Origin of the sequence: Serratia sp. BW106 (assembly GCF_002607755.1) — a bacterium.
GTDB lineage: Bacteria > Pseudomonadota > Gammaproteobacteria > Enterobacterales > Enterobacteriaceae > Serratia > Serratia proteamaculans.
In genome coordinates this window covers 118,744-133,169 of sequence record NZ_MCGS01000041.1, presented here as the reverse complement: position 1 = coordinate 133,169, position 14,426 = coordinate 118,744, and the positions used below count along the sequence as shown (strand labels likewise).

The window sequence follows — 14,426 nt, the reverse complement described above, 5'->3', positions numbered from 1 at the left end:
TTAGCGCTTGCTGTTAACCACCTGACCGAACCCTTGTCCTTCCAGTTCAATCTCCGGCGCAGCGAAGAAATCCAGATTGAAATAGGTTTCCAGCGTCAATAATTCAATACGGTGCCAATATTCCGGCGGGCTGACGCCAAACTGGCCGGCGGAGATAATCACTTCAATCTCCGGCTGGCTGTCATGCTCTGATTTAAAACCAATATATTTCACCGCGCCACGCATCACCGAAAGCCGTCCATAGACCCCTTTCTTGGTGTTGTGGTGGGTTAACAACGCTTTTGGCACGCTGTCCTTGTCCCAGAACGGAGTTGAACGGGTGTGTTTATAATCGGCTGGAATACGGTATTTCATAATTAATTTTCCCGGTAAATATGGGTGAAGTCGCATCTCTGCGGTCTGGATTAACTGTTTAACGCCTTCAGCAAGCTGAAAGCCTGTTTCATATGATCTTCGCTAACGATAAATGCGCGCAATTGCTGTTGCTGTTGTTTATAACGTTTTGATAACTGCTCATAACGTAATAGCCAGCAAAGGACATGCCAGTTTTTATGTCATTGTTTTAAAACACATTTAAAACAGATAATGTCAAAATGACATCATAATCACATTGTCACCATGACACCACGATGTCAAAATGACAATACACCAGCGACGAAAAACAAATCCGGGCTTAATAGGGGATGACGAGTTATTTAAACCTGACTTCACCTTCATATTTGACGATATTTATACAGGCAATAAACTTCAAAACGCAGTATTTGGCTAATATAGGTTTTACTTTAAATACGCTATATTAGCCCTAAGCATTTATAATTATCCCCCCACATCTCCAGCCGGCACGTTCAATTGCCAGGACAAACCAAAGCGATCGTTTAACCAACCGAAACGCGCGCTGAAGCCATAGTCATCAATCGGCATCAACACTTCACCACCCTCAGCCAGACGGGCGAAAACCCGCTCCAGCTCCGCGTCGGTGGCGAAATTAACGAAAAGTGACACCGCCGGAGTAAAGCCAAAATCATGGCTGACCGGACTATCAGTGAACACCAGGTTGTGCCGCTCAAAGTCGATGGTCGCATGCCTGACCCGTCGTGGCCCATCATCGCTCTCATCATAATGCTGCAACTGTTGAACCTTGAAACCGGCGAATAACTCGCTATAAAGATCAATAGCCTGCTGGGCCTGGCCCTGAAACATGACAAAAGTAGAAACTTTGCTCATAGGATGCCGTCCTCATGCACGATAGGGTATTTATTAATGATAGCGGATGGATTAGCAACGCGAATCTACCCAAGGTAATGGGAGATATCGCTGACGGCAAGGATAAGGCGGCATCAGGGAGAAATAACGGCCCGCGGAGACTCCGCAGGCCGCAGAACGGGTTATTCGCTTTCGTTCTTCGCCAGACGGGCGTCTTTCTGACGACGATAGTCACGGGCAGCGGCCGGGATCGGCGTCACCTTACCAGTTTCGATCCAGGTGCGCAGACGGTTGGCATCGGCAAAGTGGGTGTACTTGCCGAAGGCGTCCAACACTACCAGCGAGACTGAGCGACTGCCAATCATGGTACGCATGACCAGGCAATGCCCTGCTTCATTAGTGAAGCCGGTTTTGGTCAACTGGATGTTCCATTTCGGGTTGTACACCAGATGGTTGGTGTTACGAAACGGCAGCGTATAGTTCGGATCCTTGAAGCTGGCCATACGTTCGGTGGTGGTACTGAGTTGGCCAATCAGCGGATATTGCTTGGTAGCAATCAGCAGCTTGGTCAGGTCACGTGCGGTCGAGACGTTATGAATCGACAGTCCGGTCGGCTCCACGTAACGCGTGTTGGTCATGCCCAGCGATCTGGCTTTGGCATTCATCGCCTTGATAAAGGCGCCGTAACCGCCCGGATAATGGTGTGCCAGACTGGCAGCGGCGCGGTTTTCTGACGACATCAGCGCCAATAACAGCATGTCTTTGCGGCTGATTTCGCTGTTCAGACGTACGCGTGAATAAACCCCTTTCATTTCCGGCGTCTGATGAATATCCACCGACAGCATTTCATCCATCGGCAAATGGGCATCCAGCGTCACCATCGCGGTCATCACCTTGGTGATCGAGGCGATCGGCACCACTTCATCCGGGTTGCGCGCATACATCACATTGTGGGTCTGCATATCCACGACCATGGCGCTGCCGGAAGCCAACTCAGGCTGGCTGGCCCGAACGGCGGCGTTATTTTCGCTGGCCAGCGCGCGCGGCGCGATGCCTGCTCCTGCCTGCAATGCGAGCAGGGTTAGTACCAAAACACGTATTTTCACATGTATTACTCTGTGACGAAGAAGATGAAGGTCTTATTTGGCCGAATTATATGTGAGGGATCTGCAGTTGGCACTGGGATTATGCCAGTCGATTTGTGACAAATTCTGTCGGAAGGAAAATTGTTTAAACCGCGAGCGCTCTGGGATTAGCGCCCGCGAGGAAAAAGTTACAGTGCCGGTTGCCAGGCCGACTGAGGCAACAGGTATAAACCGGGTCCCTGACTGGCACCCTCACCCACAATATGACCAATGCCCGCCGCCATCACCGCCAGCGTCACATCAAAGGCATTCAGGCTGTCGCCGTAGCCCGCCGTCAGGTTGAACATCGAGCCATTGGCCAGCAAATAGAGCGTTTTCTCTTCCAGTTGGTAGGCGTTTACAAACGGCATAGGCTCGCTGTGTGGCAGGCTTTGCAGGAAGCCAACGTCAATTTCCGCCGTCACATGGCCGACGTTGAGAATGAACACCCCATCTTTCGCCTGCTGCAGATGCCGTGCCGACAGCACGTTTTTCGCCCCGGTCGCCGTGGCAATCACATCGGCCTGGCTAACTGCAGTGGCCAGTTCGACCACCGCCCAACCGTCATAACGTGCCTGCAACGCCCGAGCCGGATCGATTTCCGCCACGATCACCTGTCCGCCGTAGGCTTTCGCCGCCGCCGCAACGCCCTGCCCAACCAAACCATAACCGATCACCAGTACACATTTTTCATGCAGCGTTAAATGGGTGGTCTGGAAGAAGGTATGCCAGGCGGTCAAACCGACCATGTGCCGATTATGCAGCCCTTCTTTCACCGGTAAGTCATCCCAGTTGAAGATCGGATAGCGCGGCGCCATGCCGTTCAGTCGGCTGATACCGGAACCGGTGGCTTCCAGCCCGGCGATAATCTGCGGGCCGTCGGTTGACTGGTGTAAACGGGTAGTCAAATCTGCCCCCATTTCACACAGGTGAGTCGGCGCCCAGGCCAGTGCGCGGTCGAAGGATTCGGACCAGTCGGCATCGCTCATGTCCCGCCAGGCGTGGGCCTCGGCACCGCGGCGCTCCAGCCAGGCAACCACGTCATCCTGTACCGTGGTCGGGTTGCAGGTAGTCAGATAGATTGCCGCCCCCTTGTCCAGCAGGCCCGCCACCAGCGGCGCCATTTTCAGATCCAGATGCATATTGCACGCCAGCCGCACGCCGTTTAAATCCGGCAACGCAGCTACCGCCGCCCGGGTGCGTGGCATATGGCGCATCGCCCAGTCCAGTTCGCTCTCAAAATCCTGATACATCTGTTGCTCCTCTACTGCGCCGCGCCACCTGGGCACGGCAGAATGATTTAACCGGCGCGGCTCAGGCGCTTTATCGCCTGCGGCGACAGACCAAAGACGCGAATAAATGCCCGCCGCATCCGCTCCGGATCGCTAAACCCGACGGCACGGGCGATAACCTCCAGCGCTTCGCTGCCTTCTTCTATGCGCATTCTGGCGGCCTCAACCCGCAGTTGCTCGATCACCTTGGCCGGCGTTTGGCCGGTTTCGGCACGGAATAGCCGGCCGAATTGGCGTTCACTCAGGCAAGCTGCGTCGGCCAGATCGGCCACCGTCAACGGCTGATGCAGGTGTTCGCGAGCATAAGACAGCGCACTGCGGATACGGTCTGAAGACGGATTCAACTCCAGCAACAGCGAATATTGCGACTGCCCTCCCGGGCGGCGGTGATACACCACCAGTTGTCGCGCCACGTTGGCTGCCAGTTCGCTACCGAGATCTTCTTCCACCATCGCCAACGCCAGATCGATACCGGCGGTAATGCCCGCCGAGGTCCATATCGCACCGTCGCGGATATAAATGCGATTACTGTCGACGCGAATACGCGGATAGCCCTGCTGCAACCGGGCGGCATGGTACCAATGGGTGGTAGCCCGTTTACCGTCCAACAAGCCTGCAGCAGCCAGAATAAATGCGCCGGTGCACACGCTGGCCATACGTCGCGCCTGCAGGCTTTGCCGGTGCAGGAACGCCAGCAGTGCCGCAGACTGTGTGGCCACCACATTACCGCTGCCACCGGCAATCAACAACGTATCAAAGCGCCCCTGATTAAACGCCTGTGTGAGTACTTCCACACCTGACGAGCTCGTCACGCTGCCGCCGTGCTCTGATAGTGGCAGGCAGCGGTAAGCCGGGGTCGCAGTAAACTGATTGGCGTTATCAAACGCCGCCAGTGGCCCGGCAAAATCCAGCAGGTTAAAACCGGGGAAGACCACAAAGCCGATATTTTTCATCATGGCGCTTTTTGAGGGTTATCCGTCATATCAGCCAAAAACAGGACGCTTATTATTACCCAAGTCAAATGACAAAACTGAGGCGAATATCATGTCTGAATCGTTAGTGATTGTTTTTCCGATCTATCAGGGTGTCACCCAGCTCGACTTCACCGGCCCACTGCAGTTTCTGCGCCACATGCCGGGCGCAGAGATTGTCGTTGCCTCGGTCGGTGGCGCAGATATCAGTGCCGAAGGATTGCACTTTACGCAGTTGCAGAAACTGGAAGAGGTCACGCACTGCGACGTGCTGTGCGTGCCGGGCGGTGCCGGTTGCACCCAGGCGCTGCAGAATGACGAATTTATGCGTCAGATCCGCCGTCTGGGGCCTGATGCCCGCTATTTGACGTCGGTGTGTACCGGCTCGCTGATCCTGGCCGCCGCCGGCTTACTGCAGGGCAAACGTGCCGCCTGTCACTGGTCAATGCGCGACAGCCTGGCACTGTTTGGCGCCATCCCCAGCCAGGCTCGGGTTGAGCGCGACGGTAACATTATCAGCGGCGGCGGTGTGACGGCAGGCATCGACTTCGCTCTGGCATTGATCGCTGAACTGCAGGATGAGGAAACCGCGCAAATGATCCAACTGTATCTGGAATATGCCCCGGCCCCGCCATTCCCCGGAGGAACACCGGAGCTGGCACCGGCCAATATTCTGGCGCGAGTACAGGCGCAGATGGCCGACACTCTGCCACAACGCCAGGCGCTGGTGGCGCAGATTGCCGCCCGCGGCTAGCACACAGGGCGTATACTTAGCCTTATGTGTTAGAGACATAGGGGATAGGAATGGCGGATTTAGCCCACTACATTACGGATTACGGCTACTGGGCACTGTTTATCGGCTGTCTGGCTGAGGGCGAAACCATCACGCTGCTGGGCGGTATTGCGGCGCATCAGGGGCTGCTGCATCTGCCTTGGGTAATCGCGGTGGTGGCGTTGGGTGGCACGCTGGGGGATCAGATATTATTTTTCCTCGGTCGCCGCTTCGGCGGGCAGGTAATTTCGCGCATGAAGAGCCAGGAAAAGCGCATCGAACGCGCCAGAAAGCTGATTGCTCGCCACCCTATGCTGTTCGTGATTGGCGTGCGTTTTATGTACGGCTTCCGCATTATCGGCCCGGTGCTGATCGGGGCCAGCAAGCTGCCGCCGTCGCGCTTTGTACCGCTGAATATTCTGGGCGCTATCCTGTGGGCGACGATTTTTGTGTTGCTGGGCTATTTCGGCGGTGAAGCGATCGCCCGCTTTATCTCGGGTTTCGACAAACGGCTAACCAGCGTGCTGTTTTGCGCGCTGGTGATTGCCGCTATTTTGTTGCTACGGTTTTGGTGGCGCCGCCGCCATGCCGACTAAGGTTATACCCAAAATAATTGCGTTATCGGTTTAGCATCAGCTTCAAACCGAGCAAGGCCAGCACACCACCGCCCAGCCGATCGAACCAGGCTTTAAAACGCAGATAGGTGCGGCGTGGGCGTGGTGACGACAGAACAAAGGCCACAAAGGCGTACCACAGCACATCGATGGTCAGTGCGATCACCGGCAATACGAGGTACATCACCGGGGATATTTTATGGCTAAGCAACGCGGCAAACACGCTACCGAACACAATGGCGGTGTTGGGGTTGCCCAACTGAGTCAGCAGGCCGGTAGTAAACGCCTTGCGGAACCCCAGGTGCTGCTCACCGACCGCTTCCACATTCAGCGGCTGCCGAGCCCCACGCAGCATTTTACAGGCCAGATAGATAAGGTAAGCCCCACCCAACACCTTTAGCGTGGTGTAGAGCCACGGCAGTGCCAACAACAACGACTGCAGCCCCAGCAGAGCGATCAAGGCAAAGATAAAGCAGCCGACGCCCATGCCCAGCGCTACCGCCATACCGTCGCGGCGCGAAGAGGCTACGGCGGTACGCGCCACCAGAATAAAGCTTTGCCCCGGGCTCATCGCTCCCAGCGTAATCGCACCGCTAATGCTCAATACCGATAATGCCGTTTCGCTCAACATGCTTTCTGCCTCCATAAAAATCCCATTGCTCAAAGTAGCGCAGCGATGAAAATAAAAGCAATGCAGCCGCGGGGATTATTCCACTTGCGGCATATCTTGCATCAGCGCCACCAGCTCACGGGCGGCCTTCTCCAGTGGCCGGTTTTTCAGCCAGATCAGGTGGATCGGCAGGCGCAGTTCATTTTTGGTATTTTTGAATTTCAGCCGAACCAGCCGTTGCTGGGCCAGTAACGGTGCGGTCAACGACAGCGGGAAATTGCCCCAGCCCAGACCGGCTTCCACCATGCTCAGCGCCATCGGCAAACTGTCAGTACGCCAGTAAGATTCCGCCACTCGTGGCCGCAGATCGGCAATCGGCAGATCGCGGCTGGCCACCATAATTTGCCGCACGTTAACCAGGTCTTCGAGAAACAGCTCGTTCGCCGTGCCGCTCAGCGCCGGGTGCCGTGGCGAGAGCGTGGCAACCAGCGATTCCGCGCCGACAAAGTGAAACTGCTCCTGGCTGTTGATATTGAGCCCACCGAACGCCAGAGCAACGCCTATTCTGCCCTGATGCAACATGTGCAACACATCATCCTGCGGGGCAGTCAATACTTCGATGTTCAGCAACGGATGGCGGTCTGCCAGGGTTTTGACTGCGGCCAGCAGGCCACGGCTGTTGATGTCCGAGGCGATACCGATCGACAAAGTGCTTTCCAGCCCCTGGGACAACTCGATGGCGTGGTTTTGCAACTGTTTAAGCTGATCGGCAATCAGCCGCGCATGCGGCGCCAGTGCCAATGCCAGCGGGGTAGGTACCGGTTCGCGGTGCGAACGATCGAAAAGCAGAGAGCCCAGTTCTGCCTCCATGTTGGCAATCCCCATGCTGACGGCCGAAGGTACACGCCGCAGTGAGCGGGCCGCAGCGGAAAACGAACCGCGATCCAGTACCGCCAAAAACAGCTCTATATTATCGCTGGAAAAGTTCATTGCATTACCTGTCAGTAAAACTGACAGCTCCTGACTTTTTCTATCAATATGATTGACGGTATCTTACTCGTCAGACGGCAAAAGGTCATCCGACCCTAAAGCCAAAAAATCAGTCAGGAGATGAGTAATGCAAGGCGTTAAACGCAAACTGGTGTATGTCACCGCCTATGAAATTATCGGCATGGCGATCTCCGCACTCGGATTGGCGCTGCTTTCCGGCAGTGCACCCAGCAGCACCGGGCCGCTGGCGGTGATCATCACCACCATCGCCGTAAGCTGGAATTTCATCTATAACTCGCTGTTTGAGCTGTGGGAAAGCCGTCAGGCCTCGCGCACCCGGACGCTCAAGCGTCGCATTATCCATGCGGTGGGCTTCCAACTGACGCTGGTGGTGTACCTGATCCCACTGATCGCCTGGTGGATGGGGATTACGCTGTGGCAGGCGCTGCTGCTGGATATGGCGCTGATCGTAATTATCCCGTGCTACACCTTCGTGTTTAACTGGGCATTCGACAAAATATTCGGCCTGCCAAGTTCTGCCCTGCCGGTTGGTGAGTCCGCTTAAAGATCGACCAAGAATAACCCTCGCCTGTGGACAATATCGCCGCAGGCAGGGTGAAGCTTATTATCCCCCTTTATTCTCGTCGCGAATAAATAAGCCAAATTCCATGTAGTTTGCGCGGTAATTATTATTCTGTGATTTTAATCACTTTTTATTCCTCGTTATTTCCGTCTTGATAAATTCAATCATCTTGTTGAATAATATATTCTTTTATATATTTAACAAAAAATAAACACAATTGGTCACGATTTATACGCAGGATTTTTTGCCACCTTTACAGAGAAAAGGTAGCATGCTCCGCCGTTATTTCACTGCGGCTGCTCAGATAATATACGCCATGAATTTCATCGCTAAAGATCGCAAGGCGACGGGTATTAAAGCGCGGAATGATGCCATGACCTCATTCTCACTACGATTGGCAATAGCAATCGTTTGCTCTGGCAGCAGAGCAGGGTAACTCCATAGACAGGTAAACAGGACGGATGATGCAATCACAAAAAAAAACGGCGCATGACCAACATGCAGCCAGAAGACGATGGTTAGACTCCCATGAATCCGGTTATCACAAAAGCATGGGCAACCGGCAGATACAGATGATCGCCATCGGCGGTTCAATAGGTACCGGCCTGTTCCTCGGTACCGGCGGTCGGCTGGAAATGGCAGGGCCAGCGCTGGCGCTGGTCTATTTGGTGTGCGGGATTTTCTCGTTCTTTATTCTGCGCGCGCTGGGCGAGTTGGTGCTGCACCGCCCCACCAGTGGCAGCTTTGTTTCTTACGCCCGTGAGTTCCTCGGCGAAAAAGCCTCTTACGTCGCCGGTTGGATGTACTTCCTCAACTGGGCGATGACGGGTATCGTCGACATCACCGCGGTAGCGCTGTATATGCACTATTGGGGGACCTTCGCCGATGTGCCGCAGTGGCTATTCGCACTCTGCGCCCTCGGGGTGGTCGCCACCATGAACATGATCGGCGTGAAGTGGTTTGCCGAAATGGAGTTCTGGTTCGCACTGATCAAAGTCGTCGCCATTGCGCTGTTCCTGGTGGTCGGCGTGGTGTTTCTCGGCACCGGCACCCCGGTGGCAGGCAACACTACCGGCCTGCATCTGATTACCGAAAACGGCGGCATGTTCCCGCATGGCCTGCTGCCTGCGCTGGTGTTGGTACAAGGGGTTATCTTCGCCTTCGCCGGGATTGAGCTGATCGGTACCGCCGCCGGTGAGTGCAAAGACCCGGCCAAAATGATGCCGAAGGCTATCAACAGCGTTATCTGGCGCATCGGTCTGTTCTACGTTGGATCGGTAGTCCTGTTGGTGCTGCTGCTGCCGTGGAACGCCTACCAGGCAGGCCAAAGCCCGTTCGTGACCTTCTTCAGCAAGCTGGGCGTGCCTTATATCGGCACCATTATGAATATCGTGGTGCTGACCGCGGCGCTCTCCAGCCTGAATTCAGGCCTGTACTCCACCGGCCGCATCCTGCGTTCGCTGTCGATGGGCGGCTCTGCACCTAAATTCATGGCTAACATGAGCAGCCAACAGGTGCCCTACGCCGGTATCCTGGTGACCTGCGGCATTTATGTGATCGGCGTTTTGCTGAATTATCTGGTGCCTTCGCGGGTGTTTGAGATCGTGCTGAACATCGCCTCGCTGGGTATTATCGCCTCGTGGGCGTTTATCATCGTCTGCCAGATGCGCCTGCGCAAAGCCGTGCGTGAAGGCCGCGCAAAACCGGTCTCCTTCAAAATGCCCGGCGCGCCAGTGACCTCCTGGCTGACGCTGGCATTCCTGCTGGCGGTGGTGGTCATGATGGCGTTCGACTATCCGAACGGCACCTGGACTATCGCCACCATTCCGGTGCTGGCAGTGTTGCTGACGCTGGGCTGGTTCGGCCTGCGCAAGCGCGCACAGGAAGTCAAACGGGAACAACAGGCGCACGAAGAAGCCCACCACTAAGTTTTTAGACTGCCGACAAAGCCCGTTATTAGGGAGAGCGTGCCGAAGGGGTCGTAGCAGCTTCAGCTGCCGACCAATTTGCCGGGAGCAAATTGGAACGACTTCAAGTCGGCCCGTAGGGTGGGGCACATGGATGTGCCCCATAATGGCCCCTCGGTGCGCTAGGCCCGGGTATCTCGGGTTCAAAGACAACGTTTTCATCAAATTCACTGCCCCGACCGGGGCAGTTTTTTTATCTCTCACAGCCGGCCGTAAAAGGTCATTCTGGCGCTTTCCGACAGCGCAATATCCGGTTGCGCGTTGTAAGCCAGCACCACCAGCATGCGGGTAATGTCACCGTCGGTCGGCGTAACCCGATGCATGGCGTTACGGCCACGGAACAGCACCAAATCCCCCTCTTCCATCGCCAACGGCTTAACCGCACGTTCACCGTCCAACACCTGCGACACGCCGGCGTAGTTCATCTCGCCCCTATCGGCATCTCGCAGGTTTTCCACATATTCAAAACGCCCGCCAGCCTGCGGTTTCTGGATCAACAGCGTGATGGCAAACGATGAGTTGTCAAAATGCCAACCCAGCTCCTGCCCGCGATGGGCGTAGTGCAGGTTGATCGAAGACAAGCTATCGGCGTAGGGATACAGGCGCTGTTCCGCCAGCACGGCGCAGAGGAAATCACGAAATGGTTGCGCGTCGTACAACGTACGCAGCGGTGACTGCTCTGGGATCTCCTCGTCGGTAATACAGCCCTTGGACGACACCACCAGCCGGTTGCGTGCATGATCGGGCGGCAATGTTTCGTCCTGCGGCTTCAGGTAGACGTTATGCTTGCTGGCCGCATAAAACGCCGCATGGCTATGCTCGGCCCCCTCCAGACGAATGGTCGCCAGGGCCGCCGCGGTCAGAAAACCCGGCAGCACCAGCGCCCCCGCCGTATCCAGCGTGGCTTTACAACGAGCCTGAAAGGCGACGTCATCAATCGGGTTTGCGGATAAATCAACGATATGGGCAAGTGGCTGCATCAGAGGCTCCTGTTGGCATCGCGGCCGGATAACCCACTGTAGCGAATGTCAGATTGCCGTAATAACAAAAATACGTTAAGGATAAGTTAACCAATTCTTAGCGATAGCCACCATGAGCCCTCCTTCCCGCAGCCGCCTGCCCAAACTGAGCGCCATTCTGGCGTTTGAAACCGCTGCCCGTACCGGCAGCCTGGCGCTGACGGCCGCAGCCGTCAGCCAGCAGATCCGCCAGCTTGAGCAACACCTGGGTATTGTGCTGTTTATCCGCGCCAAAAGCGGCGTGACGCTAACCGAACAGGGAACGGACTACCTGGCCTACGTACAGCAGGCATTTGAAACACTGCGGGTGGCGCAGCAACATGTCGATCGCCAACGTGGCAAAGAAGAACTGACGTTATTTGCCCTGCCGGCGCTGGCGTCAAAATGGCTGAATCCGGCCATCGGCGGCTGGCTGGCCCAGCATCCGCAGGTGGATCTTCGACTGCACGCCACCCATGCCGAAGTAGATTTCGCCAGCTCGGCGGCGGACTTTGCACTGTGTTTTGGCGATCAGGACTATCCACTGCTGGAAAAAGTGCGGCTGTTTCAGGATTGCGTGCAGCCGGTTTGCAGCCCGCAGGTGCAGACCAGCGGCGACTGGACTCACCAGCCACTGATCCACGTGGATTGGGGGAAAGAAAGCCAGTTCCTGCCGGGCTGGCATGAATGGTTCAGCGCCGCCGGGTTACCACCGCCGCAGCGGCGTGGCCTGACCTATAACCTGACCTCACTGGCAATTGATGCCGCAGTTGAAGGCCACGGCATTTTGCTCGGCCAACGGCGCCTGATCCAGCGCGAACTGGCCAAGGGCACACTGGTGCCTCTGGCAGAGCCTGTGCTACCGCTCAGCAAACCTTACTACGTGGTGTATCCGCAACGCACGCTGGACAAACCCAAAGCGGTTGAGTTTTTGGCATGGCTGCAGAGCATCACGCCTACGGATAGCGAACACTAAGCATTGCCACAGCGATTACCCGGCCTTGGACATCATCTCGCCCAGCAGCAGGTTGGTCGCGCGCGGCAGATAAACCTCGTTGCCGGCACCGGGGGTCAGGGTCAGCTCCCCAATGTAGATTTGCTCGCGGGTGAGATAGAAATCGACGCGGCAATAGTCCAGATCCGCCGAGACGGCTTTCGCCACTTGTACCATTTCATCCCAGAATGCCGGTTTTTCATTCAGCGTATTGAGTTGCGGGATATCCGCTTGAGTAAAGAAGCAGTGGTGTGCGTGCTCTTCCAAAAACTCCAGTGAAGTCGGTTCAGGCCCGCCTCGCAGCAATTCGACAAACAAATAAGACTGTTTTCCGTTAAACACATGCACTTTATAGTCAATCAATTCACCTTCCGATTCTATATCTAACAACTCCTCGACAATAATTTGCTGCGGGATATTCGCGTAGTGTTTTTCACGAAATCTTTTCCAATAGGTTATTTCAGACCATCCACTAAGAATCTTCGCAATATCTCTATAGCTGACCTGATCTTTATCTTTGACTATTTTCACCTGTTGAGAGGCATTATTAGTTTTGATAACAAACGATTGGGGTAACGAAAGGTAATCCTGCTCGGTGAAATTATCGGTAACCATAATGATGGGGGTTAGGTACTTTTCTGATACCCGCTGGGAAATATACTCCCTGACCGCAACCTTATCTGCTAACCTACTGAAATCACTGTGCGGATAGCGCATTCGTTGATAGATTTTCTCTGAGAATTTCTTCGGGCTTTTGAAGTTGACCAAAGAGCCATGGGCAAGATAATGGCTGACTTGATAATAAATAAAATCGGGCGCGGCCCGATAGAGTCGTTTTGCGAATTTTCTCATTCTTCTCTTTCTTCCATGAACATAGCATAGGGATAAATGCTTCTGACATTCCGGTTATAGCATCTTAATTATAAAACCCTGTGGGCCTATCCTTACAGAGGGCAAGGAGATAATCGGACAAATCCTATTATAAGATGCAACAGGGAAAGTACCAGTGAAATTAAAATTCATAGATATCAATATCGTGAAAAATGCGTTCTGGATGATATCCGAAAAAATGGTGTCTATCCTGGGGGTCATTTTCATCACCGCCTATATGGCGAAATATATTGGCCCGGAAAGCTTTGGCAAAATTACCTTTGCCACCGCGATTTTCGCCATTACCCAGACGCTGGCGCTGCTGGGCTCCGATACCGTGCTGTTCAAGCGGATTAGCCGCAACCCAGGCTCCGGAACCGCATTGATGTTTTCCACCAACCGGCTGCGACAGGGCTGCTTTGTGCTGTTCTCAGCGGCAATATTGATTTACACCGGACTACGCGAAGATTTCATTACCTTCTACTTTTGCGCCGCCACCTTTGTCGCCAGCTTCTTCTCGCTCAGAGACGTGTTCACCATTTATCATGATGCCCGGCTGGAGTCGCGCTTCAATACGCTGGCCAACGTGGCCGGGCTGGGCAGTGCGCTGCTGGTGCGTTATCTGATCGTCTATTTTGATCTGCACCTGTATTACCTGGCGATCCCGATCGTGATGGTTTATTTGATCCCCTACCTGATCCGCCATCACATCTATCACCGCCGCAATCCGCGCTTTATTGCACCAAGGCGAGTTCGGCGCAAATACGTGCGCTATCTGCTTGCCAGCGGTCTGCCATTGGCGGTGTCCAATGTCTCCATCGCCATTTATACCCGGCTGGCTCAGTTATTTTTGATGTGGTTTGTCTCCGCCGAAGCGCTGGGGATTTACTCCGTAGCCATCACCCTGGCGACCGCCTGGATGTTTGTCACTGATGCCGTCATTACCTCGTTTTTCGCCAAAATATTTGCTTATCAGCGCGATGACGCGGTACGCACCGCCGCCAAACTGAATGGGTTGGTGTTGGCGATCTCCGCCGCGATCGTGGCAAGTATTCTTTTACTCGGCAAACCGGTGATCGTATTGCTGTACGGGGAGCAATATTTAGCGGCTTACCCGGCGATGGGAGTGTTGGCGGTAGCCACCCTGCTTTCCGCCCTGGGCACCCTGGCCTACAAATACATTGTGATTTTCTCCGGCTACGGCTTTCTGTCGAAGAAGATGTTTCTGGTGTTTATCATTAATATCCCACTGTCCTATTTCCTGATCCGCCAATACGGCATGATGGGTGCCGCCTACAGCACGCTATTGACCGAACTGCTGTCGTTGACCGTCCTCAATTACTTCTTCCGCCGTGGCACGGTGTTGCAGATGCACCTGCGCTCGCTGAATCCTTTGACCTATATCAGACGTGCCCCCCAGGGCGGTTAGCTGTACTGG

Annotated in this window: 15 protein-coding genes and 1 pseudogene; 6 read left to right on the top strand and 10 right to left on the bottom strand. The window is 54.8% G+C overall.

Translation table 11 applies throughout. The features are described from left to right. From BEI65_RS22800 to BEI65_RS22780, 6 genes and pseudogenes are all read right to left on the bottom strand, one after another. Complete coding sequence (locus BEI65_RS22800; RefSeq protein WP_099065193.1) at window positions 1–354, bottom strand: DUF1971 domain-containing protein; 354 nt, start codon at window positions 352–354, stop codon at window positions 1–3. Between the two features lie 50 nt (window positions 355–404). Further along, a pseudogene (locus BEI65_RS27035) lies at window positions 405–500 on the bottom strand (hypothetical protein); the annotation flags it as partial. A 316-nt stretch (window positions 501–816) separates the two neighbouring features. Then, window positions 817–1,224, bottom strand: coding sequence for a VOC family protein (locus BEI65_RS22795; protein WP_099065192.1), 408 nt, complete (start codon window positions 1,222–1,224; stop codon window positions 817–819). Window positions 1,225–1,385: 161 nt separating this feature from the next. After that, window positions 1,386–2,315: a D-alanyl-D-alanine endopeptidase gene (gene pbpG, locus BEI65_RS22790; protein ID WP_099065191.1), complete on the bottom strand. Its 930-nt coding sequence runs from the start codon at window positions 2,313–2,315 to the stop codon at window positions 1,386–1,388. A 161-nt stretch (window positions 2,316–2,476) separates the two neighbouring features. After that, window positions 2,477–3,580, bottom strand: a complete 1,104-nt coding sequence (locus tag BEI65_RS22785) for an adenosylhomocysteinase (protein WP_099065190.1) — start codon at window positions 3,578–3,580, stop codon at window positions 2,477–2,479. Window positions 3,581–3,627: 47 nt separating this feature from the next. Continuing rightward, a complete protein-coding gene (locus tag BEI65_RS22780; protein WP_099065244.1) occupies window positions 3,628–4,572 on the bottom strand; it encodes a GlxA family transcriptional regulator in 945 nt (314 codons plus the stop codon). 91 nt (window positions 4,573–4,663) lie between these two features. Here BEI65_RS22780 and BEI65_RS22775 point away from each other — a divergent pair, with 91 nt between their 5' ends. Further along, window positions 4,664–5,344 carry a DJ-1/PfpI family protein gene (locus BEI65_RS22775; protein WP_099065189.1) on the top strand — a complete coding sequence of 227 codons (681 nt, stop codon included), beginning with the start codon at window positions 4,664–4,666 and terminating at the stop codon, window positions 5,342–5,344. Window positions 5,345–5,394: 50 nt separating this feature from the next. Then, window positions 5,395–5,958 carry a DedA family protein gene (locus BEI65_RS22770; protein WP_099065188.1) on the top strand — a complete coding sequence of 188 codons (564 nt, stop codon included), beginning with the start codon at window positions 5,395–5,397 and terminating at the stop codon, window positions 5,956–5,958. A 22-nt stretch (window positions 5,959–5,980) separates the two neighbouring features. Here the strand turns inward: BEI65_RS22770 and BEI65_RS22765 are convergent, their stop codons facing one another. Continuing rightward, window positions 5,981–6,607 carry a LysE family translocator gene (locus BEI65_RS22765; protein ID WP_085115741.1) on the bottom strand — a complete coding sequence of 209 codons (627 nt, stop codon included), beginning with the start codon at window positions 6,605–6,607 and terminating at the stop codon, window positions 5,981–5,983. A 75-nt stretch (window positions 6,608–6,682) separates the two neighbouring features. Further along, entirely contained in the window at window positions 6,683–7,576 is an 894-nt protein-coding gene (locus BEI65_RS22760; protein WP_099065187.1) for a LysR family transcriptional regulator, read from the bottom strand. A 127-nt stretch (window positions 7,577–7,703) separates the two neighbouring features. On the opposite strand from BEI65_RS22760, the gene BEI65_RS22755 reads away from it, so the two are divergent. Both BEI65_RS22755 and ansP read left to right on the top strand, forming a co-directional pair. Next, window positions 7,704–8,141, top strand: a complete 438-nt coding sequence (locus BEI65_RS22755) for a PACE efflux transporter (protein WP_085115695.1) — start codon at window positions 7,704–7,706, stop codon at window positions 8,139–8,141. A 482-nt stretch (window positions 8,142–8,623) separates the two neighbouring features. After that, complete coding sequence (gene ansP / locus BEI65_RS22750) at window positions 8,624–10,087, top strand: L-asparagine permease (protein ID WP_099065243.1); 1,464 nt, start codon at window positions 8,624–8,626, stop codon at window positions 10,085–10,087. 239 nt (window positions 10,088–10,326) lie between these two features. On the opposite strand, the gene BEI65_RS22740 is transcribed toward ansP, so the two are convergent. Then, entirely contained in the window at window positions 10,327–11,106 is a 780-nt protein-coding gene (locus tag BEI65_RS22740; RefSeq protein WP_099065186.1) for a 2OG-Fe(II) oxygenase, read from the bottom strand. Window positions 11,107–11,218: 112 nt separating this feature from the next. On the opposite strand from BEI65_RS22740, the gene BEI65_RS22735 reads away from it, so the two are divergent. Further along, window positions 11,219–12,100 (top strand): LysR substrate-binding domain-containing protein, encoded by an 882-nt coding sequence (locus BEI65_RS22735; protein ID WP_099065185.1) that lies wholly within the window; start codon window positions 11,219–11,221, stop codon window positions 12,098–12,100. Between the two features lie 15 nt (window positions 12,101–12,115). Here BEI65_RS22735 and BEI65_RS22730 read toward each other — a convergent pair whose 3' ends face one another. Then, window positions 12,116–12,970 carry an ATP-grasp fold amidoligase family protein gene (locus tag BEI65_RS22730; protein ID WP_157765477.1) on the bottom strand — a complete coding sequence of 285 codons (855 nt, stop codon included), beginning with the start codon at window positions 12,968–12,970 and terminating at the stop codon, window positions 12,116–12,118. A gap of 154 nt (window positions 12,971–13,124) precedes the next feature. Between BEI65_RS22730 and BEI65_RS22725 the strand changes: the two genes are divergently transcribed. Further along, window positions 13,125–14,417 carry an oligosaccharide flippase family protein gene (locus BEI65_RS22725; protein ID WP_099065184.1) on the top strand — a complete coding sequence of 431 codons (1,293 nt, stop codon included), beginning with the start codon at window positions 13,125–13,127 and terminating at the stop codon, window positions 14,415–14,417. The last annotated feature ends 9 nt before the right edge of the window (window positions 14,418–14,426 follow it).